The 23,010-nt window shown below is 55.5% G+C and carries 19 protein-coding genes, 1 pseudogene and 3 riboswitches; of the genes and pseudogenes, 17 read left to right on the forward strand and 3 right to left on the reverse strand.

Annotated features, from left to right (window positions below):
- The first annotated feature begins 6 nt into the window (after positions 1 to 6).
- From E1757_RS02025 to E1757_RS02050, 6 genes are all read left to right on the forward strand, one after another.
- Positions 7 to 813, forward strand: coding sequence for a bifunctional adenosylcobinamide kinase/adenosylcobinamide-phosphate guanylyltransferase (locus E1757_RS02025; protein WP_133225145.1), 807 nt, complete (start codon positions 7 to 9; stop codon positions 811 to 813).
- 51 nt (positions 814 to 864) lie between these two features.
- Positions 865 to 1,857 carry an adenosylcobinamide-phosphate synthase CbiB gene (gene cbiB, locus E1757_RS02030; protein WP_133225146.1) on the forward strand — a complete coding sequence of 331 codons (993 nt, stop codon included), beginning with the start codon at positions 865 to 867 and terminating at the stop codon, positions 1,855 to 1,857.
- Positions 1,839 to 2,735: an adenosylcobinamide-GDP ribazoletransferase gene (locus tag E1757_RS02035; RefSeq protein ID WP_133225668.1), complete on the forward strand. Its 897-nt coding sequence runs from the start codon at positions 1,839 to 1,841 to the stop codon at positions 2,733 to 2,735. Before cbiB ends, E1757_RS02035 begins: the two co-directional genes overlap by 19 nt.
- A 71-nt stretch (positions 2,736 to 2,806) precedes the next feature.
- Entirely contained in the window at positions 2,807 to 5,737 is a 2,931-nt protein-coding gene (locus E1757_RS02040; protein WP_133225147.1) for a cobyric acid synthase, read from the forward strand.
- Positions 5,692 to 6,258, forward strand: a complete 567-nt coding sequence (locus E1757_RS02045; RefSeq protein WP_133225148.1) for a cob(I)yrinic acid a,c-diamide adenosyltransferase — start codon at positions 5,692 to 5,694, stop codon at positions 6,256 to 6,258. Before E1757_RS02040 ends, E1757_RS02045 begins: the two co-directional genes overlap by 46 nt.
- Entirely contained in the window at positions 6,255 to 7,214 is a 960-nt protein-coding gene (locus tag E1757_RS02050; RefSeq protein ID WP_133225149.1) for an RluA family pseudouridine synthase, read from the forward strand. Before E1757_RS02045 ends, E1757_RS02050 begins: the two co-directional genes overlap by 4 nt.
- 360 nt (positions 7,215 to 7,574) lie before the next feature.
- Here E1757_RS02050 and E1757_RS02055 read toward each other — a convergent pair whose 3' ends face one another.
- Positions 7,575 to 8,327 (reverse strand): YdcF family protein, encoded by a 753-nt coding sequence (locus tag E1757_RS02055; protein ID WP_165971917.1) that lies wholly within the window; start codon positions 8,325 to 8,327, stop codon positions 7,575 to 7,577.
- Positions 8,328 to 8,536: 209 nt separating this feature from the next.
- On the opposite strand from E1757_RS02055, the gene E1757_RS02060 reads away from it, so the two are divergent.
- From E1757_RS02060 to E1757_RS02105, 10 genes and pseudogenes are all read left to right on the forward strand, one after another.
- The gene (locus tag E1757_RS02060) at positions 8,537 to 9,757 is read left to right on the forward strand and encodes a mandelate racemase/muconate lactonizing enzyme family protein (protein WP_133225151.1); all 1,221 of its coding nucleotides are present in this window, start codon (positions 8,537 to 8,539) and stop codon (positions 9,755 to 9,757) included.
- A 246-nt stretch (positions 9,758 to 10,003) separates the two neighbouring features.
- Entirely contained in the window at positions 10,004 to 11,047 is a 1,044-nt protein-coding gene (locus E1757_RS02065; protein ID WP_133225152.1) for a hypothetical protein, read from the forward strand.
- Between the two features lie 422 nt (positions 11,048 to 11,469).
- Positions 11,470 to 11,853 carry an arsenate reductase family protein gene (locus E1757_RS02070; protein ID WP_133225153.1) on the forward strand — a complete coding sequence of 128 codons (384 nt, stop codon included), beginning with the start codon at positions 11,470 to 11,472 and terminating at the stop codon, positions 11,851 to 11,853.
- Between the two features lie 18 nt (positions 11,854 to 11,871).
- Positions 11,872 to 12,939 carry a site-2 protease family protein gene (locus E1757_RS02075; protein WP_425464812.1) on the forward strand — a complete coding sequence of 356 codons (1,068 nt, stop codon included), beginning with the start codon at positions 11,872 to 11,874 and terminating at the stop codon, positions 12,937 to 12,939.
- Positions 12,940 to 12,997: 58 nt separating this feature from the next.
- Positions 12,998 to 14,000 (forward strand): annotated as a pseudogene (locus tag E1757_RS02080) (aminotransferase class I/II-fold pyridoxal phosphate-dependent enzyme).
- Positions 14,001 to 14,127: 127 nt separating this feature from the next.
- Entirely contained in the window at positions 14,128 to 14,775 is a 648-nt protein-coding gene (locus E1757_RS02085) for a hypothetical protein (protein WP_133225155.1), read from the forward strand.
- A gap of 173 nt (positions 14,776 to 14,948) precedes the next feature.
- Positions 14,949 to 16,031 carry a Gfo/Idh/MocA family protein gene (locus tag E1757_RS02090; protein ID WP_133225156.1) on the forward strand — a complete coding sequence of 361 codons (1,083 nt, stop codon included), beginning with the start codon at positions 14,949 to 14,951 and terminating at the stop codon, positions 16,029 to 16,031.
- A gap of 20 nt (positions 16,032 to 16,051) precedes the next feature.
- Complete coding sequence (locus E1757_RS02095; RefSeq protein ID WP_133225157.1) at positions 16,052 to 17,071, forward strand: Gfo/Idh/MocA family protein; 1,020 nt, start codon at positions 16,052 to 16,054, stop codon at positions 17,069 to 17,071.
- Positions 17,072 to 17,459: 388 nt separating this feature from the next.
- Entirely contained in the window at positions 17,460 to 18,431 is a 972-nt protein-coding gene (locus tag E1757_RS02100; RefSeq protein ID WP_133225158.1) for an AraC family transcriptional regulator, read from the forward strand.
- Between the two features lie 73 nt (positions 18,432 to 18,504).
- A riboswitch (FMN riboswitch) is annotated at positions 18,505 to 18,659 on the forward strand.
- 162 nt (positions 18,660 to 18,821) lie between these two features.
- Positions 18,822 to 19,763, forward strand: a complete 942-nt coding sequence (locus E1757_RS02105) for a DMT family transporter (protein WP_133225159.1) — start codon at positions 18,822 to 18,824, stop codon at positions 19,761 to 19,763.
- Between the two features lie 52 nt (positions 19,764 to 19,815).
- Here E1757_RS02105 and E1757_RS02110 read toward each other — a convergent pair whose 3' ends face one another.
- Both E1757_RS02110 and gcvH read right to left on the reverse strand, forming a co-directional pair.
- On the reverse strand, positions 19,816 to 20,727 hold the full coding sequence (locus tag E1757_RS02110) for an alpha/beta fold hydrolase (RefSeq protein WP_133225160.1): 912 nt from the start codon (positions 20,725 to 20,727) through the stop codon (positions 19,816 to 19,818).
- Between the two features lie 131 nt (positions 20,728 to 20,858).
- Positions 20,859 to 21,251, reverse strand: a complete 393-nt coding sequence (gcvH, locus tag E1757_RS02115; protein WP_133225161.1) for a glycine cleavage system protein GcvH — start codon at positions 21,249 to 21,251, stop codon at positions 20,859 to 20,861.
- Positions 21,252 to 21,483: 232 nt separating this feature from the next.
- Positions 21,484 to 21,579, forward strand: a riboswitch (glycine riboswitch).
- Positions 21,580 to 21,700, forward strand: a riboswitch (glycine riboswitch).
- Positions 21,701 to 21,801: 101 nt separating this feature from the next.
- Here gcvH and gcvT point away from each other — a divergent pair.
- Positions 21,802 to 22,905, forward strand: a complete 1,104-nt coding sequence (gene gcvT / locus E1757_RS02120) for a glycine cleavage system aminomethyltransferase GcvT (protein WP_133225162.1) — start codon at positions 21,802 to 21,804, stop codon at positions 22,903 to 22,905.
- Positions 22,906 to 23,010 lie beyond the last annotated feature (105 nt).

Raw genomic sequence — 23,010 nt, forward strand, 5'->3', positions numbered from 1 at the left:
GGCGCCATGCTTATATTGGTTACCGGCGGGGCCCGCAGCGGCAAAAGCTCCTTTGCCGAAGCGTATTGCGCGAAGCTCGGACAGCGGGGCGTGTACATAGCGACGGCACAGGCATACGATGAGGAGATGAAGGCGAGAATCCGGCTTCATCAGCGGCAGCGGGAAAACGGCGGCTTACACTGGACGACGGTTGAGGAGCCGTATGCTTTGGCCGATATGCTGCAAAGGCTGTACAGACTGCAGGGCGTTCATCCCGGGCAGCAACACCTGGACGGACTTCAAGAGCGGCAACGCTTGCAAAGAGACGGCGAACAACCCGCTGAGGATCGATGGATACAGGAGCAACCGGAGCATATTGAGCGCGAGCGTCAGCCGTCGGAAAGCGGACATGGACAGCCGGCATCCGGGCAGCCGGAGCGGGCACAACCGGAGCATGAAGCGCCCGATCCGGAAAAATACGAAGGGCGGATGCATCGCGATGATTTGCCGGTCGTTCTCGTCGATTGTTTGACGCTGTGGCTGTCCAATTGGCTGCTTAAGCATGAACGGCAGGCTGATGCCGAGGGGCAAGTTCAGCCGCTGCTGGACGAATTGAAGCGGGCTGCCAGTCTGTTTGCGGCAGACAGGCGCCGGCATCTCGTATTCGTTACGAATGAAGTGGGCTACGGGCTGGTGCCTGAATATAAGCTGGGCCGGCAGTTCCGCGACTTGTCGGGCAGAATGAATCAGCAATTGGCGCAGGAAGCGGATGAAGTGTTTTTGGTGACGGCGGGCATTCCGGTAGAGCTGAAACGAATCCGATTTGAACTGTAGCCGCATCAACCGATTTCGGTCTCGAATTCGGCAGGCGGGTGGGGAAGCAGGTTGTTGTTCTATACTTGGCAGGAAACGGCGGCTATGCTGCTGGCTGCGCTAATGATCGATTGGCTGTTAGGCGATCCGCGATGGCCGACGCATCCGGTCATTCGGATCGGACAGTGGATCGGCTGGGCGGAGGCCCGGCTGCGGTCGTCGATGGATGGAAAGGCCGTGCCGACGGCACTGCGCGTGCGTATGCATGGAGTCGTGCTGACGGCTTCGACGCTGCTGCTTGCTTTTGCCGTCATGTGGCTGCTGCTGCTTCTGGCCAATCTGATTCATCCATGGCTCGGTTATGCCGTCAATACATGGTTTATCGCTTCGACGATTGCGGTCAAAGGCTTGAAGGACGCAGCGCTTCAAGTATATCGTCCGCTGTGCGAGGGGCGGCTGGACGAAGCCCGCAAATATACCGGCTATATTGTCGGCAGAGATACCTCGAAGCTGGAGGAGCCGGAGCTGACGCGGGCTGCGGTGGAAACCGTCGCCGAAAATACGGTCGACGCCGTCGTATCGCCGCTGCTGTATGCTTTCCTGGGCGCTGCGCCGCTCGCCATGCTGTATCGTGCGGCCAATACATTGGATTCGATGGTCGGATACAAAAACGACCGATATTTGTACTTCGGCTGGGCTTCGGCGCGCTGGGACGATGTGATGAACTGGCTGCCTGCAAGACTGACCGGCTGCTTGCTCATCATGATGGCGGCGCTGCAAAAAGGCTGCTCGGCCGCCCGTTCCTTCCGTGCCGTGCGGCAGTTTGCCGGGCTGCATCCGAGTCCGAACAGCGGCATACCGGAATCGGCGGTGGCCGGGGCGTTGGGCATCGAGCTAGGCGGTGTCAATGTGTACCATGGGCGGACCAGCGAGCGCGCCAGGATGGGCTGGCCGCTGCGGGAGCGAAGCCGGGACGATATCATTGCGGCGGTTCGGCTGCTGTACGGCGTAAGTGTTCTAATTGCGGGAGGGCTGGTGTGCGCACTATGCTGGATATGGTTGTAAAAGGGCTGGCGGCGTGCGCCGCGGCCTTTCAATTTTTAAGCCGGCTGCCGATACCGGTGAAGCTCGATTATAACGATGCGTTGTTTCGGCGCAGCGTCGTGTTTTATCCTTTGGTCGGCGTTGTGCTTGGCCTGCTGTTCGCCCTGGCAGGCGCTCTGCTCCGGGCCGGCTTTCCGTCCGCCGGAGCGGACATCCCCGGAACCGGGATCGACTTCGGCTTCGGCTTCGGCGCAGGACTCGGCCCGGGTACAGCTGCGGCATTGGTGCTGCTTCTATGGGTCGGATTGACCGGGGCGCTGCATCTGGACGGGCTGATGGATACGGCGGATGGGATTTTCAGCCATCGTTCCCGCGAGCAAATGCTCGACATCATGAAGGACAGCAGAGTAGGAGCGATGGGCGTTATCGCCTGCATTTTGACGCTGCTCCTGAAATGGACGCTGCTTGAGCAATGGCTGATGCTTCCGGGCACGGAGCTGATCTGCATGCTGCCGCTCGCAACCTTATGGAGCCGCTGGTATATGGTCGTGGCCATCGCCTGTTGGCCCTACGCCCGCCGGGAACAGGAGGGTCGGGGGATCGGCTCTTTCTTCCGCGGATTGGGCGTCAAGCATCTCGCACTGCATACGCTGCTTGCGCTGCTGCTGTCTATGGGACTTATGTGGCTGTCGGGCGGGCCTGCCTCGCCATTTTCACCTAAAGGGTTGATGGCGGTCGGAACGGCTGCAGCGGGAGCTTTATTAATCGGTATTGGCGCGAGCGTATACTTGAATCGAAAGCTCGGAGGGCTGACAGGCGACACGTATGGGGCAATGAACGAGCTCATCGAAACCGCGCTGCTGCTTCTGCTGTACATAGCGATAACGGCGATGCGTTAGATGAAAGTTCGCGATCTAAAAAGCTAATGAAGCCGGTTTTCTTTGCGGAAAGCCGCTGGGAGGGGTAACGGATGCTGGAACGGTACGGTCATGGCGGCGATTTGTGGACCGCTGCGAAAACGTTCGGCTTAAGCAAGGACGCGTTTCTTGATTTCAGCTCGAATATGAACCCGCTGGGGCCGCCGAATGCGGCGCAAATCATATTGCGGGACAGGTGGCGGGATATCGCTGCTTATCCGGACCCGGCCGTGCGGGAGCTGCGGGCGAAGCTGGCGGCGAAATACGAAATACCGGCGGAGTCCATTCTGGTCGGGAACGGTGCGGCGGAGCTGATCGATTTGTCGGTGCGGCTGCTGCAGCCGGGTGTGACGGCTTTGGCGCGCCCATCGTTTTCGGAATATGAGGAAGCGGTACATAAAACGGACGGAGCGATCTACGAAATCCCGCTGTTCGCCGCTCACGGATTTATGCTCGAGGAAACGGCGGCGGAACGGGCGCTGGCTCGGTCGGATTTGCTTTTTTTGGGCTCGCCCAACAATCCGACCGGCCGTCTGCTGCCTCCGTCCGTATTGGAACGTTTGGCTGCGGCGGACAAACCGGTCATTGTGGACGAGGCGTTTATTGACTTTTGCCCCGATGAGGCCCGGCTGTCCATGATCCGCACAGCCGCCGATTCCCGGCATTTGACGGTTATCCGCTCGATGACGAAATTTTATTCGATTCCCGGGCTGCGGCTCGGTTTTATGGTTGCGCATCCGGATCGAATCCGGCTCATGCGGCAGCAGCAGGTACAGTGGAGCGTCAATACGATGGCGCAATTGATCGGCGCCGCCGTATTGGACGATCGCGAGTTTGAGCGCCGCACACATGCCTGGCTGGCGGAAGAACGTCCCTGGCTGATCGGCAAGCTGACGGAATTGGGTCTGCTTGTAACGCCGAGCGACACGAATTATTTGCTATTTTCATTGAAGCCGCTAGGGATTACGGTACAGGAGCTGCAGGCCGAGATGGGGCGCAGAGGCGTTCTGATCCGCGATGCCTCCCGATTCCCCGGGCTCGATAGCTCATACGTCCGTACGGCGATACGTTTGCGCGAGCATAACGAACGGCTTATCCGCGAGCTTGGTGCGGCAATCGGAGCGTTAACGGGAAGCGGAAAGCTTGCTGGACGGTCAACCGGTGGCGATGCTGCGGCGGCCCAAGGAAGTCGAATGGAAACGGGACACATGGAGCCGGAACGGCCCGTTCCGCAGGGAGCAGCACCAGCGTTGCCGTTCGGCAGCAGCCGGCCCCGGGAGCCGGTCTCCCCCGCTTCGCAGGGAGCGACCCTGATGGTGCAGGGAACGTCCTCGGACGCAGGAAAAAGCTTGCTGGCAACCGCGCTGTGCCGTATTTTATGGCAGGACGGGCTGCGCGTGGCTCCGTTCAAATCGCAAAACATGTCGCTGAACTCGTACGTCACCGCGGACGGCAAAGAAATCGGCCGGGCGCAGGGGATGCAGGCTGACGCCTGCCGGGTCGCGGCCACTACGGATATGAATCCGATTTTGCTCAAGCCGAAGAAGGATATGGTCTCGCAGGTCGTCGTTCACGGCAAACCGCTGCGCGACTTCGATGCCCGGACGTACCGGGAAAAGTACTTGCCTGAAGCCGAAGCTATCGTTAGGGATGCGCTGGCCCGACTGAGAGAGACTTATCAAGTTGTCGTGCTGGAAGGCGCCGGAAGTCCTGCGGAGGTGAATCTGAAGGACAGCGATATCGTCAATATGCGGCTGGCCGGCTGGGCGGACGCACCGGTCGTGCTGGTGGCCGACATTGACCGGGGAGGCGTGTTCGCGTCGCTGCTCGGCACCATGGAAATATTTACGCCCGAGGAGCAAGCTCGCGTCAAGGGCTTTATCATTAACAAGTTTCGCGGTGACGTATCGCTGCTCAAGCCGGGACTCGATTGGCTGGAGCAGCGGACCGGCAAGCCGGTGCTTGGCGTAATTCCTTATTTGCCGGATTTGGAGCTGGAAGACGAAGACTCCGCTTCGCTGGACCGCAAGCTCGCCGCGGGCGCGATTGAACGCGGAAGCGTCGGGCGCGGCACACTGCTAGCAACCGACGCTGAAGAAGCCGGCAGTGCCGGACGGCTCGATCTGGCGGTGATCCGACTGCCGCGCCTGTCGAACTTTACGGATATCGATCCGCTGCTGTACGAATCCGATGTGCGGCTTCGCTACGTCGGGACGGCCGAAGAGCTGGGCCAGCCGGATGCGGTTATTATCCCGGGGAGCAAGAACACGGTCGACGACCTGCTGTTTTTGCGATCGACGGGCCTCGATCAGGCGCTGGCCGGCCATGCGCGGCGAGGCGGCTGGATCGCCGGCATTTGCGCCGGTTACCAAATGATGGGCGAGCGTCTGCTGGATCCCGAGCTGCTGGAATCCGACCGGCCTGAAACCGCCGGGCTCGGACTGTTCCCTGCGGAGACGGTGTTCAAGCCTGACAAACAGACGGTGCGCGCCGTTGGAGAAGCCCGGCTGTTCGACGGCGGGGGAAGCGATGACGCTGTTCCCGCCTACCGGATTAGCGGCTACGAAATTCATATGGGGCGGACAAGGTTTTTGCGGCCGGTCAAGCACCCGTTTTATATTGCCGAGGAAGGCGGCTGCCAGGAGGCGCATCCCGACGGCGTCGTTTCGGACAACGGCAAATTATGGGGGACATATGTGCACGGCATCCTGCACAATGACGATTTTCGCCGCGCCTGGCTGAATGCGATTCGTCTTGGAAAAGGCTGGGAGCCTTTAAAGGCGGAGCTGCGCTTTCAGGAACGGAGAGAGGCGGCTTTTGACCGGTTGGCCGCTCATGTCAGAAATCATTTGGATATGGACCGCTTGTATGAGATGATAGATTATAGCAGGCAAGCGAAGCAAAGCGATAAGCAAATTCCGAGTCAGGAGGCGATACGATGCGAATATATACGAGAACAGGCGATGCCGGGCAGACCGGAGTGATCGGCGGACGCGTCGACAAGGATGATGTACGGGTGGAAGCTTACGGAACGGTGGATGAACTCAACTGCTTTGTCGGTCAGGCGATGGGATTTCTGGATGCGGAGCAATTCGGCGATCTGCTCGCCGATCTGCTGGAAATTCAGCATGAGCTGTTCGATTGCGGGTCCGATCTGGCGCTGCTGAAGCAGGAGCTTCGTCCCTACAAGGTGACTGCGGAGATGGTCGACCGTCTGGAGGTCTGGATCGATAAGTACGATGCGGAGACGCCGGATATTGAAAAGTTTATATTGCCGGGCGGTACTCAAGCTTCCTCGACGCTTCATATATGCCGAACGGTGTGCCGCCGTGCCGAACGCCGGGTCGTTACGCTCGCAAGGACACAGCCGATCAACGAGCAGGTGCGCCGTTATTTGAACCGGTTGTCCGATTTGTTTTTTACCGTCGCCCGCTTGGCGAACAGCCGCAGCGGCAGCGGCGATGTCGAGTATGCGCGCAGTGCCAAGGTGTTTCGGCGCAAATGAACGGCTATTACGATCCATTGATTTATATCGTTCCGGAGGAAGAAGAAGGCTTCTACCTGAAGACGATCTTGCAAAACCGGATGCTGCTATCCCGCAAGCTGTTGTCGCGCTTGAAGCTGACGGAGCGGGGGATAACGGTCAATGGCGAGCGGCACTATATCAGCGTCCGCGTCCATGCCGGGGACAAGGTCGAGGTCCGGATGGTTCAGGAGGAGTCCGACGATATATTGCCGCAGGAGCTGCCGCTTGACATTTTGTATGAGGATGAGCAACTGCTTGTGCTGAACAAGGCGGCCGGAATGATCGTGCATCCGACCCACGGCCATTACGTAAACACGTTGGCCAACGGGGTCGTTTTCTATTGGCAGCAGCAGGGGAAAAGCTACCGCTTTCGTCCGATTCACCGGCTCGATCAGGAAACGTCGGGGACGATCGCCGTCGCCAAAAATCCGTTCGTCCATCAGCAGGTGTCCGAGCAAATGCAGGCGCATCAGGTGAAAAAAGAATACATTGCGCTCGTTCATGGCGTGATCGGGATTGATGAAGGAACCGTAAACGAGCCGATCGATCGCGATCCTGCGGAGCCGCATATCCGTATCGTCACGGCGGGCGGATATCCGGCCGTCACTCATTACAGGGTGGAACGGCGGTTTGCCGGCGCGACGATGGTAAGGCTCTGGCTGGAAACGGGCCGGACGCATCAAATCCGCGTCCATATGAAGCATTTGGGCCATCCGCTGCTGGGCGACAAGCTGTATAAGCCGGACCTGCCGGAGGCTGTACCCGGCGAGCAAGCGGCGAAGGCCGATACGGAAGAGCATGGGTTAAGCCGGCATGCGCTGCACGCCAGTCTGCTCGGTTTTACACATCCCGGGACGAGGCAGTGGATCGAATTCCATGCCCCGCTGCCTGACGATTTGCGGCAATGTCTGCAGCAGCTGGAGGCAAATGAGTGAACTCGTTCAGCTTTGCTGAACATCGGGGAATCAGATGGGGACTCTACCCCACCTGATTCAAGGCCCACCTTGGGTCTTAACCCGATAAAGTCGTAATCGGATAAAACGTTAGTCATGCGCGGTATTGTGTGCGCCTGCCCGCATCCAATCATTGATGCCGCCGGCAGGGGCTATCCCCGAGGTCATTTTTAGATGGTTGAACCCCGTTTTTACATAATTTCGGATACAAAAAGACGCCTTCATCCCCACTTAGTGAGTGATTTGGAGGCGTTTTTGCACATTGATCGGGACCGACTCTCTCTCAGATACCCAATTGGGGCAGCCCCTCCGTGCTTTCAGTCATTAGTCGGTCAGGGCCGCTTAATTGGTCACCATCAATTCCAGGAGGGCCAAATATTCTTTGGCGGCCAAGGCGCTTTTTTGCAATCCGTCGGATGCGGGAATCAGCGAGCTTACCGAAACAGAGTAAGGCTGCGGCACCAGAAAGTCGGTCGGGTACGGTGTCGTTTCGATACCGAGCCGCTTGAAGTTTTCGACCGATCGCGCCATGTGAAAAGCGGATGTCAACAGCACAGGCCGGTGCAGCTTCCGCTGCTCCAGCAGTTGAGTCGTGTTTGCGGCGTTTTCTTTCGTTGTCCTGCTTTTGTCGTCCAGTATAATGGAGGCTTCATTTACGCCCATAGCGAGAAGATTGCGCTTGGCCATTTGGCCCTCGTTGCCGGAATCGGCAAACACCTGCCCGCCCGAGATCAGAATCGGCAGGTTCGTGCTCTTGTGCAGCTTGTAAGCGGCAACGACACGATTCATCGTGTAGCCGTTCAGGTTGCCCTTTCCTCCGATGTCCGGCGTACCGTTTACGGAACCGCCGGTTAGCATGACGATGACATCGCCTTGTACGGCGGCCGGCGGTGCGTAGCGATGCTCCAGATAGCCGGCAAGCGTGTTTCCGGCGAGCGGGGTGGCAAACGTCCAAATAAACAGGATGACTGCCCAGAGCAGCGCTGACGCGTGCCGGTCTCTTTTTCGCAGCCAAAGATTGAACGCAATGAGAACCGTAATGAACAGTCCCGGAGGAATGAAAAAGCTGTATATGTATTTGAGAATATAGATCATGGCGACTCTCCCGGATTGTTTTAATACCATCTATCAGTAGTTTAGCAGAATTGCGCCGCGCTGCATAAAAATAGTTGAAAACGGCTTATTCCGATTGAATTGCTTGATAGGTAGTGGTAGAATATGCAGGAATTCGCATAACCCTACGGGTGACGGCAGCACGTGTTGTAATCGGTTTCATACTAAAGCTCATATACGAGGAGGATACTATGGGAAAAAAATACGACGACCTTTCCTATTTGTATTTGGACGCTTCGCTTCGAAAACGAGAGGCTCATATCAGCGGTGAAGATTTGGAGGCGGCAGCCAACAGCACCGTGCTTCAAGTACATGATATTCATTCGCCGGTCATCATTCAGTCGATGGAGCTGCTGTTTAATAACGGTCTTTATTTTTTGCGGTCCAGGTCGCAGGATGGCTCGGAGGGCGTTGCCGTCCTGAGCAGCCGTGCGGAATATTTGCATCCTTTGCTGAAGCAGCTCATTATCCCGTATTTCATCGGAAAGGACGCCCGAGAGCTGGAAACGCTTCTGGACGGTGTCTATGTATACGATAACAATTACAAGCTTTCGGGTCTTGCTTTGTGGTGCTGCATGTCATGGGTGGAAGCGAGCCTGCTCGATTTGCTGGGGCGGATCAGCGGCAAGCCGATAGGTGATCTATTAGGAGGCGTTATCCGCAGCGAAGTGCCGATTTATGTAGCGAGCGGCAACCGGGGAACGACGCCGGAGGAAGAGATCGCGATTTTGCAGCAGCGTGTGGAGGAAACCGGCGCCAAAGCGATTAAATTCAAGGTAGGCGGCCGAATGAGCAAAAACGCCGATTCGATCAAGGGCCGGTCGGAAGGGCTCATCTCTTTGACCCGTAAAACGTTCGGCGACAGCATGAGCATTCATGCGGACGGCAACGGCTCATACGATCCTAAAGTGGCTATCGAATACGGCAAGCTGCTGGAGGAAATCGATGCATTTTTCTACGAGGAGCCTTGTCCGTTCGACCAGCTGGAGGAAACGAAGGAAGTCGCGGACGCGCTGGACATTCCGATGGCGTTCGGCGAGCAGGAAACGAGCATGCGGCGGTTCCGTTGGATCATTGAGCATGATGCTGCCCAGGTGGTACAGCCCGACCTCCAGTATAACGGCGGATTTATACGCAATACCCGAATCGCCAGAATGGCGGCGTTGAAGGGAATTCCGGTTACGCCGCACATTTCCGGCGGCTACGGCTACATTTATGTGCTGCACTATGCTTCCTACATTCCGAACATCGGCAAATTCCAGGAACATAAGGTTGGATTAAAAGAAACGCGCGGCTTGTTTACGCCTCAGATCGAGCTGAAGGACGGCGTTCTGACCGCTCCGACCGGACCGGGATTGGGGATGGACGTTGACGTCGTAAACGGAATACTGCGCAAAGCATTATTGATTTGACGCAGTGCGGCATCTCCTGCGGATCACGGCATGGCAGGCGGAAACGAAACATAATTATAGCAGGATGTCTCCGTCTGAAAATGACAAGGGCATCCTCTTTTTGTAGAAATTGGGAGGTCTAAAAAAGGATCATAACCCGTATTCTGTTCCAATAAGCCGCATTTGCGCGCAGAAGCGAAGGAACCGCAGGCGCCGGCAGCGAGCCGTACGGCATCTGAATTTACTTTTGGAAAGGGGCAAGGCCAAATGGTTACGATTCGCACGTTCAAAGATAGCCATACTGGCAATACCGTTAAAGCGATCGGGCAAAAAGGGAGCGATACGGGTCATTTTTATTTTACCGCGATGTCGTGGATGTCTGACAGCCGTCGTTTGGTGGCCAGCGCGCAGATCGACGCTGAGCGGAATTGTCGTTACCTCCTGATCGATACGGAAACCGGAGAATCGCAGGTTTTGGTCGATGAGGCGGAGTGGGGGGGCGGAACCGTATCGTCCGACGATAAGCTGTACTATCCGTCCGGCTCTGCAATTCGCGGTCTCGATCTGCATACAGGGGAAGCCTGGACCGTATGTACGCTTGAACAGGGCGAGCGATTCCACGAGCCGCTTTCCGTGTCCGGCGACGGCAGGACGATGGGGGTGTACTGGAACGACGGGGATGAATGGACGATCGGGAGAATCGATATCGCTTCCGGGACGATTACCGATACATTCGCGCCCGGCTTCGCACAGCCCTACGAAGTGGCCGACCACGCGATGGTCAACCCGGTCGACGACCAGCTTATATTCTTTGCTCATGAAGGCAAGACGGAGCATATTCCGGACCGGCTGTGGACGTTCGATGCGCGAACCGGCAAGTCAAACAATATATACCGCCAGCTGACGCTGGAGGACGGTACGCTTGGTGAGCATGTCGGACACGAGATGTGGACTTACGATGGGGAAGGCGTCGTATTTGCCAAATATTTTACAAGTCCGATTCAACCTGCCGGCATCTACTATGCGGATAAGCGGGGAAGAAGCTCGCATTTCATTAACGGAGATTACAAGTATTGGCATGTGGCGCCGAGCCCCGACGGTCGTTGGGTCGTCGCCGACACGCATGAGCTGCCGACACGAATCGTGCTTGTCGACCGGCAGGAGCAATCGTCAAGGGTGCTGAGCGTAACGCCATTCTGGTGGAGTCACCCGGGGCATCCGCATCCGGCGTTCAGCCCTGACAGCAAGAAAGTGACGTACACGTTTGCCGACGAGGATAACCATCTATGGATAGGCATCGTTGAAATATAATGTTCTGCAGGAAGGAGCGAATGAAGTTTATGAACAATCGCTTCATTAAATGCTCCAGTCATGCCTACCCCGCTCACAATCATACCGGTTTAAACAAGGACCTGGGCGCGACCGCGACCGGGTCTTTTGCTTTTTGATTAGGAAATTATGCGCAGCAAATTTCTGTGGATAACCGGGGGCTCCCCCAAAAGTAAGGTCAAGAGTTGCTTGCACTCTTGACGAAACCCGGTGGACATGGGTTAGCGGAATTGGCTTCGGAGCTTCACGTCACTTTTGGGGAACTTTGTTTTGCTTTTGCTGCGGTTCAAACCGTGAGGCCAGACCGGAGCCAAGGCCATTTTATATATTACGGCGGATTCGGTATAATGAGTACAGTTTGGAAATGAAGCCTCTTAAAGAAACCAAAGATAAGGAATGATCGTATGAGTACTCAAAGAACCGTAACCGTCTATCAATACCCTCAATGCGGAACATGCCGTATTGCGCTGAAATGGTTGAAGCAAGAGGGGCTGGAGGTGGAGCCGATCCATGTCTTCGACAATCCGCCCGACAGCGTAACATTGAAAACATTGGTTGGGCAAAGCGGTCTCGATATCCGCAAATGGTTCAATACGTCCGGCGAAGTCTACAAAGAAATGAAGCTGAAGGATAAGCTCCCGCAAATGAACGAGGAGCAGATGATCGAGCTGCTCGCCACCAATGGCAGATTGATCAAGCGCCCGGTCGTTACCGACGGTTCGAAGGTAACGGTAGGCTTCAAGGAAGATCGGTACGAGCAAATATGGGGCGGATCAACAGGCAGTTAAAAAGGAGCGTGAATCGTATTGCAGCCAAAACGACCGAAAAAAAACAATCCGCTGTGGTTTATCGGCGCGGCAGGCGCTTTTCTGCTAACACAGGGCAAGCTGCTGCTGACTCTTCTCAAATTCGGCAAATTCGGCGGCGTCTTTATTTCCATGCTGGTTTCCATCGGCGCCTACGCCATTATATTTCCGTGGAGCTTTGCCATCGGATTCGTTCTGCTTATTCTGGTGCATGAAATGGGACACGTCATCGCAGCCAAGCAGAAGGGACTGCCGGTGTCGGCGCCAATGTTCATTCCGTTCGTCGGCGCGTTTATTAGTATGAAGCGTCACCCGCGGGATGCCGTCACCGAAGCTTATATGGCAATGGGCGGTCCTGTGCTTGGAACCGTCGGCGCGCTGGCGGTGTTCGGCGCAGCCGTGTATTGGGATCATCCGCTGCTGTATCGTTTGGCGCTGGTCGGTTTTCTGATCAACCTGTTCAATCTGCTGCCGATCCATCCTCTCGACGGAGGCCGGATCGTAACTGCCGTATCGCGCTGGCTATGGCTGGTCGGTCTTGTCGGCGGGCTGGTGCTCATCATTTACAATTTTAATATTATTCTTTTTATTATTTGGGCCATGTTTGCCTACGACCTGTATAAAAAATATGTCAGCCACCGGAAAAACGGCGGCGAGAAGCGCGCGATGGCGGCCAGCTTTTTGATTCCTGCGGAGCCGCTGATTGAACAAGGGTATCTGATTCCCGGCGAGGAGCATAAAAGAGAGCTCGATTTTGTCACGTATTCCGACCTGGAAGGTCAGCAGTTTGTTCATGTTTACTGGGATGGCTTGAATTTCAAAGGCACCATTCCGCTTATGCAGCAGTCGCTTATTCACAGGACGCATGTGACCCGATTGGAGCGCATTCAAAAGGAAGACGGGCTGCATCTGATGATTCATTGTCAGGTCGATTACGATCCATATATAAACGACAAGTATTATGAGGTTCCGAGCGCTGCGCGCTGGAAATACGGGATTGCCTATTTTGCGCTCGCCGGATTTTTGTTCGCCATGATGTCGCTCGTTCATAAGGTTGGAAATATATAAGCAAGGAAAGCATGGTCTAGAGTATTTAATTCCATTAAACAAAAGAGGTTGCTATTATATGGAACGTTATCAATCCAAGCGGCTGTCCTTACTCGGGTCCGCAATTTTTTCCGAAATGGCGCAGTGGAAGGAAGAGGTTCGCGGCCGCGGCATCGACGTGATCGATCTCGGCATCGGCAGTCCCGACAAGCCGCCTTCCAAGCGGGTGATGCAGGCAATGGAGCAGGCTGTTCGCAAGCCGCAGGCATACGGATATCCGACCTCGGAGGGAAGCCCGGCGTTTCGCAACGCCGTCGCGCGTTGGTACCGTCACCGCTTCGGAGTGAAGCTCGATCCGCAGAAGGAAATTGTGGCGCTGATGGGTTCCCAGGACGGACTCGCCCATTTGGCGATGGCCATTACCGATCCGGGCGATACGGCGCTGGTGCCGGACCCCGGTTATCCGATTTACGCGGCGAGCCTTGTATTGGCCGGCGTAACGCCGTATTTTTTGCCGCTCAGAGAAGAAAACGGCTTTTTGCCGAAGCTCGAAGCTATTTTTGGAAATCGAAGGAGCCAAACAGATTGCCGTCGAATTTCATTCGCTGTCGAAAAGCTTTAACATGGCCGGCTGCCGCATCGCCTTCATGGCAGGACAGCCTGATGTTGTAAAGGCGCTGCGCACGTTGAAATCGAATATCGATTACGGCGTTTTTTTGGCGGTGCAGGAGGCGGGAATCGCCGCATTGGAAGAAGATATGGAGGCGCGGGAGTCGGTAGCGGGCTTGTACGAGCGAAGACGTGACGTAGTAATTGACGGTCTGGCTGCAGCCGGCTGGACGATTGCGCGACCTAAAGCGACGATGTTCATCTGGGCACGGATTCCGGAAGGCTGGACATCTCGACAAATTTCCCGGGAAATCTTGTACCGGGCGGGCGTTGTCGTCATTCCGGGCGACGCTTTCGGCAAAGAAGGCGAAGGCTACGTCCGGATCGCACTGGTACAGGAGGAGGATCGGCTGCAGGAGGCCGTACGGCGGATCGCCCGGTTTCTTCAAACGGCAAAAGCTCCTTCAACATAAAACATGCCGCAGGATGATGTTCGATATATCGGATAATGGGCTATTAAGATGGGCGGTTTCGCCCGGTCCGTATGCCTGAAAACGCATAGCATAGTTTATATCAGGCGTTTTCAAGGAGAGGATCGATTTGAGCATTCATCAACGGGCTGTTGTATCCAGGCTGGCTTCCAGTACGGCCGATGTGTTTGTATCCAAAGGCAGCGAGGTCAACTCGGTGCTGTTGAACCCTAACTGCGGGGGAGCATCCGATAACAATCTGGGCTTTATTGCGGACGGCACGGTTGTTACTCTGCGCCGCGGAACCAGAAAACGCAAGGTGAAAATCAACATCGGCGACGCTTCGGAATGTGTGGCCAATTCATTGGAAATGAGCAGGGCGCTGGCAAGGATTTTCCGGCTTCGATCGGAAACGCGGTACCGGCTCACATATAATACGGCGTCGAAAACATTGACTCTGCACCGTAAGCCGGTGACGCGCGACATGCTGACGATCAGCTCCGGCTCCGCCCAAAGACGGGACCGGGTATCGATAGGATTCGGACTCGCATTAAGAATGGGCAACTATTTGAGCAGCGGCCGCTTCATCACACTGAAGCATGGCCGGACCAGGCTTCGGCTGCGGTTCATCCGATTAACCCGCAACGATGTGTTCAACACGACCTTCCGCTTGAATCCGACGGTCATCCGATCGCTGGGATTGACCGCCCGGAAAAAATATCGTATCGCCTACGATCAAATCAACCGGCGGCTCGTGTTTATTGCGTCCGTTCGTTAAGCTTCTCGTTCTCCCGCAACTGCATGGAGCTGTCGCAGTGTCGGCCTTGGCCGGCACTTTTTTCATTCATGTCACGATTTTGCACTTTACTCTGTCGTTAAATTGCAATTCAAAGTTTCGGGCAATCATGCTAAGATAAGGGCGAGTCATTATTTTACAGGAGGAATATACATATGTCCGCTAAAGTAAAAGTAGCTGTAATCGGGTGTGGAGGCATTGCAAACGGCAAGCATCTGCCTGCGCTGTCCAAGCTGGGACAAGTTGAACTTGTCGCTTTTTGTGACATCGTTATGGAGAAAGCGAAGCAAGCGGCTGAGAAATATGGTGTCGCGGGAGCGAAGGTTTACGAAAGCTATCAAGAGCTATTGAACGACGGCTCCATCGACGTGGTGCATGTATGTACGCCGAACGATTCGCATGCGGATATTTCGATTGCGGCCTTGGAGTCCGGCAAGCATGTCATGTGCGAAAAGCCGATGGCCAAAACGGCGGCGGATGCGCGCCGGATGGTGGAAGCGGCCAAAAGAACGGGCAAAAAGCTGACTGTCGGCTACAATAACCGTTTCCGCTCGGACAGCATGTACTTGAAAAAGGTTTGCGAGGAAGGCGAGCTGGGTGAAGTTTACTTTGCCAAGGCGCATGCGATTCGCCGCCGTGCCGTACCGACCTGGGGTGTATTTCTGGATGAAGAGAAGCAGGGCGGAGGTCCGTTGATCGACATCGGCACGCATGCGCTCGATTTAACCTTGTGGGTTATGAACAACTACGAGCCGAAGGCCGTACTTGGGACGACGTTCCATAAGCTGTCGCAGAAAGAAAACGCTGCCAATGCATGGGGCTCATGGGACCCGAAAAAATTTACTGTCGAGGATTCGGCTTTCGGCATGATTACGATGAAAAATGGCGCAACCATCATTCTCGAATCAAGCTGGGCGTTAAATACGCTGGACGTGAAGGAAGCGAAATGTACGCTGAGCGGTACGGAAGGCGGGGCGGACATGGAGGACGGCTTGCGAATTAACGGCGAGAAGCACAGCCGGCTGTATAAAAATCAAATTCAGCTTGATGCGAAAGGCGTCGACTTTTACGACGGCAAGCAGGAGAGCATGCAGGATACGGAAATCCGCCTGTGGATCGACGCCGTATTGAACGACAAGCAGCCGATTGTTACCCCTGAGCAAGCTTGTGTCGTATCGGAAATTCTTGAAGCGATTTACGAATCTGCGAAAACGGGCAAAGCCGTTTACTTCGATTAATCCCGAAGCGGAGGTAGCTTATGATTAGAGTTGCGATGCTTAGCTTTTGGCATGTACATGCCAAAGATTACGCCCGTCAGGCCAATGAGCACCCGGACACCGAAATTGTAGCCGTATGGGATGAATTGCCTGAGCGGGGACGTAAGGAAGCGGCGGAGCGAGGCGTCCGGTTCTATGAAGACCTGAACGAGCTGCTCGCTCAGCAGGATATCGATGCGGTTATCGTCGATACGCCGACGAACGTGCATAAAGAAGTAATCACAGCCGCCGCAAAAGCCGGCAAGCATATTTTTACCGAAAAGGTTGTCGCTACGACGATAAAAGCGTGCAACGACATTATGGCAGCCGTCGAGGCTGCAGGCGTCAAGCTGACCGTTTCGCTGCCGCGTCTGAATTTTAACTATACGCTCGCCGTACAGGACATTCTCTCCCGAGGCTTGCTTGGCGAGCTGACTTTGGTTCGCACGCGTCTATCCCATAATGGCGCCATTCCATCGGAGCGCGGGCCGCAAGGGTGGCTGCCTCTGCACTTTTACAATGAGGAGCAATGCGGAGGCGGTGCGATGATCGATTTGGGCTGCCATCCCATGTACTTGGCGCGTCTGTTTCTGGGATTGCCCGAGAGCGTGACCGCCAATTACGGCTATGTCACCGGTAAAGAGGTCGAGGATAACGCCGTGACGGTGCTGCGCTACGCAAACGGCGCTTTGGCAATCGTTGAGGCCGGCTTTGTCAACCGTTTCTCGCCGTTCGTCATCGAGGTTCACGGGACCGAGGGCAGCCTGCTGTACTCGTCGCACGACGACAAGCTGCTGGTCCGCAGCGCCAAGCTTGGCGAAGAAGCGATGAAGGAATGGCAGGTACAGGAGCTGCCGGAAGAACGGCAATCGGCGTTCCACCAGTGGGTGGACCACATCCGTAACGGAACGGTCGCGGCCGACAACATTCAAATGGCGTTGGATTTGACCCGCTTAATGGAAGCGTCCAACACGTCGGCGCGCACAGGTGCGGCGTTCAAGCTGAACGACCTTGCGGAGTGAACTCGTTCAGCTTTGCTGAACATCGGGGAATCAGTTGGGGACTCTACCCCACCTGAATCAAGGCCCACCTTAGAGGCGGGGATCTTAACCCGATAAAGTCGTAATCGGATAAATTCGGTTTGATGTATAACGAGGCTTGCCCGTACCCCTGCTCTTTCGGCGTGGACACGGGCGGCTTTTTCCTTTTATGTTAGCAAGCTTTTCACCGAAAAGCTCAGCTTACGCTTACGACGCAGTTTTGCTTACGCAAAACTTAGTCTATGCTTACGACGCAGTTTTGCTTATGCAAAACTTAGTCTATGCTTACGACGCAGTTTTGCTTATGCAAAACTTAGTTTACGCTTACGACGCAGTTTTGCTTACGCAAAACTTGTAGGAGGACACATCCATGGATCTGGGGCGTACCACACCGAAGCCTTACCCTTTCGAATTGATGCTGGAGCAGCCGAACGCCTTGGATCGGCTTGATGTCGAGTTCCGGTGGGGCAATTATGGAATCCGCATGTTCCGGTTTCACCATACATGCTTTCCCCCTGGCCGCATTGTCTCCTTTCACAAGCATTCCGATTATGAATTTCATTTCATCCCCCGGGGCAAGGGCAAAGTGATTTTGGGAGAGACGCCATATGCGCTGCAGGAAGGAATGCTGTATCTCACAGGCCCGAACGTGCTCCATTACCAGGAGGCGGATGCTCACGAGGCGATGGATGAGCTATGCCTGCACATCGATATCGTGAAGCTGAACGGTGAAAGCGACGAGCCGTCCTCGAATATGTCGAACTGGGTAAGCAAGTGGGAAATTGCGGAGGCGCAAGCCTGCATCCAGCAGCTTCAGCAGCTGCCGGTCAAGCCTGTGGCGGACCAGCATCGGGCGATGGAATGCTTCCTGACCGCTTATCGCGCCTGGTCTGAAAATCAACCGGGTTTATTTACGGTCATAAAACAATCGATTATCCAAATATTGCTCCGCACGACCCGCGCCTATGCATCGGTACCGCAGCCGGATTTGCCGTCCCGGGATATGAAGCATTACCGCTACAAGCTGGCGGAGCAGTTTATTAAAGATAATTACATGGAGCCGCTGACGCTGGAAACGGTGGCCGAGCGGGTGCAGATCAGTCCGCGCCAGCTGCAGCGCGTTTTTCGCGACCATACCGGGGGAACTTTCAGCGAATATATCGAGCAAGTTCGCCTGGCGCATATTTGCAGTGAATTGAGCCTGAACGATTTGACGATCGATCAGATCGCATTTCAAAACGGCTTCTCCAGCGCCAATTACTTACACTACGTGTTCAAAAGAAAGTTTGGCACGACCCCGAACCAATACCGGGCCCGGCATGGTGGAAGCTTGAAAACATAGCTGAAAACGAGCATCGATTATCTTGTCGAAACGAAGGCCATGTGGTAAAATGCATTCTAATTGCTAATTGAATACGGACCTTCGGGGCAGGGTGAAATTCCCGACCGGCGGTGAAGGTTCTTTCGGAACCTCAGCCCGCGACTCGCGGATTGCCGATGGATGGCAGCCCGCGACTGATTTGGTGCAATTCCAAAGCCGACGGTACAGTCCGGATGGGAGAAGGTCAAAAGCAGGCATGGCGCCAACCGTTTTGCGCAAAAAACGGCATATCCGCCAAGCCTCTTTAAGTACGCCCCGTTATCGAATGCCGATAGCGGGGTTGTCTTCTTTCGAAGCGTCCTATTCAAAACCTGATTAGCATAGTCTTTGCAATTGCAGGAGGTTTTGGACATGGAGAAAAGTATTCCGATTCACCCGTCCGTACGGCTGGAGCGAGCGGACGGTACTACGCGGAGCGGTATTTGGCTTGTGGCGCTGGGCGCGGCGCTCTGGGGGATGGACCCGTTGTTCCGGATATTGCTGCTCAAGCATCTCACATCTGCGCAGATCGTATTATTTGAGCATCTGCTGCTGCTCGTCTATGCCGTTCCGGTATTATGGCTCAACCACAAGGAACTGCGCGGCTTGGCTGTACGGCATGTGCTGGCCCTGCTGTTTATTTCGTGGGGCGGTTCGGCTATCGCAACCATTATTTTCACATCGGCGTTCGCCTACGGCAATCCGAATGCCGTGCTGCTGCTGCAAAAGCTGCAGCCGCTGTTCGCGATATTGATGGCCAGGCTGCTGTTGAAAGAGAAGCTGCCGGCGCTGTTCCCGTTATTGCTCGTCATGGCGCTTGCCGGTACGTACCTGCTTACCTTCGGCTGGTCCATTCCGGCAGGCTTGTCGGAAATTGCCGCGGTAAGCGGACTGCTGTCCATCGGCGCCGCCGCTTTATGGGGCGGCTCGACCGTCATGGGCCGGCTGCTGCTCAACAAGATGCAGTTCGAAACGGTCACGGCGCTGCGGTTTGCGTGCGCGCTGCCTTTACTGTTTATGACAACATGGCTGGAAGGCGATAAGGTACGGCTGCCGGGAGGTACCTTCGACTGGCTCGCGGTGTCGGGCAATTTGCTGCTTCAGGCCGCATTCCCCGGCTTGCTAAGCCTGCTTTTGTACTACCGCGGTTTGGCCGGGACGAAGGCGTCGTACGCGACGCTTGCGGAGCTGCTGTTTCCCGCAGTCGGGGTGTTGATCAATTGGCTCGTATTTCAGCAGACGGTGACATTTGTGCAAATCGCAGGCTTCCTGCTGATCTGGTTTATGCTGTTCAGCTTGTCGCGTCAGCGTTGAGCGGGACGCGCGACAAAGCCGGGTGCGAGGCACGGGCCGGACACAGCCGCATTCAGTCCCGTCCGGCAGCGTACAGCAGGCCGGCTATTTTGCCGGGCTCCGTTCTTGCCGTTGTCATATGATCGCTATGCCCTTTAATAAGCCTGAATAAACCGAGCCGTCCCGACATATGTGGATGCCATCCGTACCCGCCGCCTTGAGGCAGTACGTTGTCTTCGGTGAGGTACACATAGCTTTTCGGCAAATCCAGCTTGTAAAAGGCTTGAAGGTCAAGCTTCTCAAAAAGAGGCTTGGCCGGCTCCGGGCGAATTTTGTCATAAAGCCGACGGACGACCTCCAGACCGGCCAAATTGGCAAAAGTTTCCCGGAATAGCGGAAATGGCAGCATGATAGTATCATGCTCCGAGCTTTGCCTCAGCTTTTCGAAGCCTTCACGCGTGGCAGGGGGCAGCTCGTCGGCGGTGCTTTCGCCGTCCTTGAGGACGAAAGCATCCAGAAAAACAAGCCGTTTGATGCGCTCCGGGATGAGCTCGGCGGTTTTTTGAATCAATGTGCCGCCAAAGCTATGACCGACCAGAACGATGTCGTTCAACTGCTTGGAAACGATAAAGTCGGCGATGGAACGGGTCATCATCGCATGACTGACTTCATTGGACGGGTCCGAACCGTGCCCGGGATATTCAGGGGCGTACACCGTATGCCCCGTTTTGCGCAATTCCGCTGCTATCCCGTCCCAATAGCTGGAGTCCGCCCATGACCCGTGAACGAGAACGAAGGTGAGCGGCTGCTGCCGGTCGGCTGTTCCTTCCCCCTTCTCCGCGGAACCGTTGACGACGGGAGGAGGAGACCAGGTAAGCTGAGGAAAAGTCGGGTAGCCGTATTCCCACCGCCAATCGGCAGTATTATTTGCAGCATAAGGCCATTGGCGAACGGGGGCCCAACGCCTATCGATTACAGGGCGCATATTCAGCTTCCTTTCTGAATTGGATACACCCACTATATGCCCATTCGCCTTCATCGGTCCCTTTTTTCATATAGAGCCTGGGAGTTCGGCAAACCAAGCCCATGAACCCCCGGACTTTTGACAATGTGCGTTTATTCCTCAGTATATTCGCGGTATTGACCGGCATTCAGCAGACCGGCCAACGCTTCCTCCACGTTTTGCTCAAGCTCGATTTCGACCATCCAGCCGTTTCCGTACGGATTTTCATTTACCTGCTCAGGCTGATCCAGCAGTCGGGCATTTACTTTGGTCACCTTGCCCTTAACCGGGGAGTAAAGGTCCGAGACCGTTTTGACCGATTCGATGCTGCCCAGACTGTCGTTCGGATTCACTTGAGCGCCAAGCTCGGGCAGTTCAAGGAACACGATGTCACCCAATTGATTTTGCGCAAAATCGCTGATTCCGACCCGCACCGTCCGTTCTCCGATTACCTCCACCCATTCATGTTCCTTGCTGTACAGCAGTTGCTCTTTAACCTCCGCCATCATAAAACCTCGCTTTCAAAAATGTTGTTGATCCCACTATAACGTATCCGCCCGGCACAACGCAAAGCCGACAAAAGCTTCTACGCGAAGATACGGAAGCGTCCGGTTATGCTCCGGATTGCAAGTGACGGATAATATCGTCGAATAAGGGGGAAAATGGATAATGAGGAAAATGATGTTGACAATTCGGCCCGTCGTAGAGTAAAAATGAGTATATAACCAATAGTAGCGGATGATGGCAAAGGGAGAGATTACCGCAGGACGGTAACGCCGAAGGAGTAAACCCGGCAAGGGCGAATCTCTCAGGCAAAAGGACTTTTGCAGGACGCAGCTCTGGAGAGATCCGGCGCAAATAAGGCGCGGGCACCCAAGGGGAAACGGTTAAGTCTTTCCGGCTTTTAGGAAGGCGTAATCAGGTAACTCTCAGGTACAAAGGACAGAGTGGAAAGCAGGTACGGTCGTTCATGTTTCTTGAACCTCTGCTTTTCACGATGTCCTTTTTTGCTTTTGCCGCAGATTTTCGTCGATAAGGATGGATTGAGGTGAAGTGATGACCGAATTGAAACGAACGCCGCTGTTCCCCGTCTATAAGCAGTATGGAGAGCCCCGCATCATCGATTTTGGAGGCTGGGAGCTGCCTGTCCAGTTTTACGGCATTCAAAAGGAGCACGAGGCCGTGCGCCAACGCGCGGGATTATTCGACGTCTCCCATATGGGCGAGGTGATGGTAGAAGGGCAGGGTGCGGAGGCTTATTTGCAAAGGCTGACGACAAACGACGTGACCCGGCTGCAGGACGGCCAGGCGCAGTACAGTCTGATGTGCTATGAGGACGGAGGCATCGTCGACGACTTGCTTGTGTACCGGCTGGCCGCGAGCGCGTTTATGCTCGTAATCAATGCTTCCAATACGGAAAATGATTTGGCGTGGATGAAGCGGCAGCTGGCCGGCGATGAAGCGGTCAAGCTGACGGATATTTCACGGCAGACGGCGCTGCTGGCACTGCAAGGCCCGGCGGCTGCGTCTATCCTGAGTACGCTGACGAAGGAACCGGTTGAGGCACTGAGGAGCTTTGCCTTTTTGCCGGACATCGAAGTCGGAGGCGTGCGCGCGCTCGTATCGAGAACCGGCTATACGGGCGAGGATGGCTTCGAGCTTTATATCAACGCAAGCGACGCTCAGGCGCTGTGGGCGCGGCTGAGCGAGGCCGGCGAGCCGTCCGGCTTGATTGTCTGCGGGCTGGGCGCTAGGGATACGCTGCGCTTTGAAGCGAGGCTGCCGTTGTACGGACAGGAGCTGTCGTCCGCCGTTAGTCCGCTCGAGGCGTCGCTCGGCAAATTCGTGAAGCTGGACAAAGGAGGGTTTATAGGACGGGAAGCGTTGGCCAGGCAAAAGGAAGCCGGGATTCCGCGCAAGCTTGTCGGTATTGAAATGATTGACAGGGGCATCCCGCGCAGCCATTACCCGGTTTATGCGGACGATCGGCAAATTGGCGAGGTTACAAGCGGCACGCAGTCGCCTACGTTGAAGCGAAACCTCGGACTTGCTCTCATCGATGCGGCGTTTGCTTTGCCAGGGACCGAGGTATGGGTGGAAATTCGGGGCAAACGGCTTAAAGCCTCCGTAGTGCCGACGCCCTTTTATAAACGGGATTAGCAGGAAGCCGCCGGGTGTGGAGGGCAAGATCGTATAAGCAGCAGCAGCTCGGGCTAATTTTTTGAATGTCAACCGTTGGAGACGGTTCATCCGGAAATCAGGAGA

Source organism: Paenibacillus piri (assembly GCF_004354045.1).
Classification (GTDB): Bacteria; Bacillota; Bacilli; order Paenibacillales; family NBRC-103111; genus Paenibacillus_S; species Paenibacillus_S piri.

Bases quoted from the DNA above. Each gene is read 5' to 3' on its own strand.
- E1757_RS02090 (WP_133225156.1), top strand. From the start codon at position 14,949: ATGTCCGCTAAAGTAAAAGTAGCTGTAATCGGGTGTGGAGGCATTGCA.
- gcvH (WP_133225161.1), bottom strand. From the start codon at position 21,251: ATGGCGGAGGTTAAAGAGCAACTGCTGTACAGCAAGGAACATGAATGG.
- E1757_RS02110 (WP_133225160.1), bottom strand. From the start codon at position 20,727: ATGCGCCCTGTAATCGATAGGCGTTGGGCCCCCGTTCGCCAATGGCCT.
- E1757_RS02065 (WP_133225152.1), top strand. From the start codon at position 10,004: ATGGTTACGATTCGCACGTTCAAAGATAGCCATACTGGCAATACCGTT.
- E1757_RS02040 (WP_133225147.1), top strand. From the start codon at position 2,807: ATGCTGGAACGGTACGGTCATGGCGGCGATTTGTGGACCGCTGCGAAA.
- E1757_RS02100 (WP_133225158.1), top strand. From the start codon at position 17,460: ATGGATCTGGGGCGTACCACACCGAAGCCTTACCCTTTCGAATTGATG.
- E1757_RS02070 (WP_133225153.1), top strand. From the start codon at position 11,470: ATGAGTACTCAAAGAACCGTAACCGTCTATCAATACCCTCAATGCGGA.
- E1757_RS02060 (WP_133225151.1), top strand. From the start codon at position 8,537: ATGGGAAAAAAATACGACGACCTTTCCTATTTGTATTTGGACGCTTCG.
- E1757_RS02105 (WP_133225159.1), top strand. From the start codon at position 18,822: ATGGAGAAAAGTATTCCGATTCACCCGTCCGTACGGCTGGAGCGAGCG.
- gcvT (WP_133225162.1), top strand. From the start codon at position 21,802: ATGACCGAATTGAAACGAACGCCGCTGTTCCCCGTCTATAAGCAGTAT.
- E1757_RS02045 (WP_133225148.1), top strand. From the start codon at position 5,692: ATGCGAATATATACGAGAACAGGCGATGCCGGGCAGACCGGAGTGATC.
- E1757_RS02035 (WP_133225668.1), top strand. From the start codon at position 1,839: ATGCTGGATATGGTTGTAAAAGGGCTGGCGGCGTGCGCCGCGGCCTTT.
- E1757_RS02025 (WP_133225145.1), top strand. From the start codon at position 7: ATGCTTATATTGGTTACCGGCGGGGCCCGCAGCGGCAAAAGCTCCTTT.
- E1757_RS02055 (WP_165971917.1), bottom strand. From the start codon at position 8,327: ATGATCTATATTCTCAAATACATATACAGCTTTTTCATTCCTCCGGGA.
- E1757_RS02050 (WP_133225149.1), top strand. From the start codon at position 6,255: ATGAACGGCTATTACGATCCATTGATTTATATCGTTCCGGAGGAAGAA.
- E1757_RS02095 (WP_133225157.1), top strand. From the start codon at position 16,052: ATGATTAGAGTTGCGATGCTTAGCTTTTGGCATGTACATGCCAAAGAT.